At 64.6% G+C, this 1614-nt stretch carries 2 protein-coding genes; both read left to right on the top strand.

Features of this window, described 5'->3' with window-relative positions; translation table 11 throughout:
- Positions 1-868 (top strand): ABC transporter permease (locus WBV42_RS14880; RefSeq protein ID WP_423986727.1); only part of this gene is annotated, 868 nt, incomplete at its 5' end.
- A gap of 59 nt (positions 869-927) precedes the next feature.
- A partial coding sequence (locus tag WBV42_RS14875) for an aminoglycoside phosphotransferase family protein (RefSeq protein WP_423986726.1) occupies positions 928-1614 on the top strand: 687 nt, incomplete at its 3' end.

The raw sequence follows: 1614 nt of genomic DNA, 5'->3' as shown, positions 1-1614 counted from the left end.
GTATTTGGGTGTGCTCGCCGTCGGTGCGCTCGCCCTCTTCGGCGTGGTCGTCCGGATCGAGCGTCGGGTCGGAACGAGCGACGGGACCGATTCACTCGGCGATGCGTTCGTCACGGGACGGACGGTGGTCGAAACGGGATGGGGGGAGGTCGCCGGTGCGCTCGTCGCGCTGGCCGGAATCATCGTCGTGTGGGGTATCGCCGCACGCATCGTCCCGAACGCCTCGGTGTTTCTCCCGCCGCCGCTCGCCGTTCTCCGGACGCTGATCGAATCGCCCAGGCTGTTTCTCCATGCGGGGTACGCGACCGGGACGAAACTGCTCGCAGGGTGGTGTTTGGGTGCGGGGGTCGGCCTCGCGCTCGGCGTCTGCATCCGCGTCGTTCCGGGACTGGGAAGCGTGCTGTATCCGTATCTGGTCGGGTTTCGCGTCATGCCGTACGTCGTGGTCGCGCCGCTCCTGCTCGTGTGGCTCGGCGTCTCCTTCGAGGCGGCGGTCGTCATGATCGCGGCATCGACGTTCTTCCCGATCACCATCGGGGCGGCGGCCGGACTCGCCGCGACGCCCGACGAACAACTGGCGCTGCTCCGCTCGGTCGATGCGCCGCTCCATCGGGAACTGCTGTTCGTCCGCCTTCGGAACGCCGTTCCATCCCTGTTCGCCGGAATCAAACTCTCCATCGTCACGGCCGTCGTCGGCACCGTCATCGCGGAGTGGTTCGTCGCCGAGCGCGGGTTCGGCGTCCTCGTCCTGCAGGGAATGTCTGATTTCGCGCCAGCGTTGACGTTCGCGGCGGCCGTCTGCCTGTTCGCGCTCGGCGGCGGGTTGTTTGCCATAGTTGCCGCCCTTCAACGGTACGTCTCGTGGTAATATCACGTCGAGAGCCTCAAATAGTAATACGCACCCCGAACAAACATTCAGTGGGTTCGATGGACGACGAAATCGCCTCGATAGTGGAGCGGGAAGTGGGAGAGTCCCCGTTCAGCGTCGTGCGAGTGGACGAGGGATTGCTCCACGAGACCTACGACGTGAGTTGCGAGACGGGACGATACGTGTTGCAGTTCGACTCGGATGGCGAACGGGACGACTCCCTCCGCCGTGGTTACAACTGTTACATCACGTTGTGCGATTCCGACATCCCCGTTCCCGAAGTCGTGACGGAGACGGTCACGTCGGACGACGGCCGAGGGTACACCATCGTCGAGAAACTCCAGGGAACCACGGGTGAGAAGGACATCTCACCCGAACGGACCCGGAACGCCGGGCGGGTTCTGGCGAGGACACACGAGTTCGAGCGCTTCGACGAGGCGGGATGGCTCCGGTTCGAAGGACGGGAACTGACCGTCGAGAGCTTCGAAGCGGAGGGTCTGAGGGAGTGGGTTCTGGAGAACGTCGCTGAGAGTTCGACGTGCCTGCAAAACGGGGGCTTGGAAACGGCCGGAACGGACGTCGAGGACGTGTTCGACCGGTTCGGCGGAACCCTCCCGGAGGCGTTTCGCCCCGTGTTCTGCCACAACGACTACTCGCCGGACAACGTCCTCTTCGAGGACGATGCGGTGACCGGAGTCATCGACTTCGACCGCGCGGCCGCGAACAACGCACAGAGAGCCCTCACG

This window comes from Haladaptatus sp., assembly GCF_049589095.1.
Classification (GTDB): domain Archaea; phylum Halobacteriota; class Halobacteria; order Halobacteriales; family Haladaptataceae; genus Haladaptatus.
The sequence above is the reverse complement of the archived record's forward strand: the minus strand, read 5'-3'. Positions and strand labels throughout refer to the sequence as shown.